Annotated in this window: 1 protein-coding gene; it reads right to left on the bottom strand. The window is 47.6% G+C overall.

Annotated features, from left to right (window positions below; all coding sequences use genetic code 11):
- Positions 1-52: 52 nt before the first annotated feature.
- The coding region (locus F0U47_RS22690; protein ID WP_149730582.1) for a hypothetical protein at positions 53-336 on the bottom strand (284 nt) is incomplete at its 5' end.

Below are 336 nucleotides of genomic sequence, written 5' to 3' on the forward strand. Positions count from 1 at the left end.
GAGTGATCATTTATTTCATTATTCATAAGCATGAAGCGTTGCCTTTGATTGTCTAGAAAGGTGTAACGAACCAGGAGAAGATGTCAGGGAGACCAGCTACTTCACCATCGTGTCCAAATGCCATACGGTCTCCCGAAGCGTCCACAATCCTACCGAGCTTCAAAGCATCGTTGTACTCGCGATTGTAGATGAAGAACAGGACGTCGTTTTCGTACTTCGTGGGCTGGAGGAACCACTGCTCCCTGGTGGTGTCGGCGGTGTTGGTGCCGAATATAATACGGTCTTGAGTGTTGCAGTCAGTCGTCGAACTTAGTTTCAAGTACTGGTTGTACTTAG

The sequence above is a fragment of the Nocardioides antri genome (genome assembly GCF_008373765.1).
GTDB lineage: Bacteria > Actinomycetota > Actinomycetes > Propionibacteriales > Nocardioidaceae > Nocardioides > Nocardioides antri.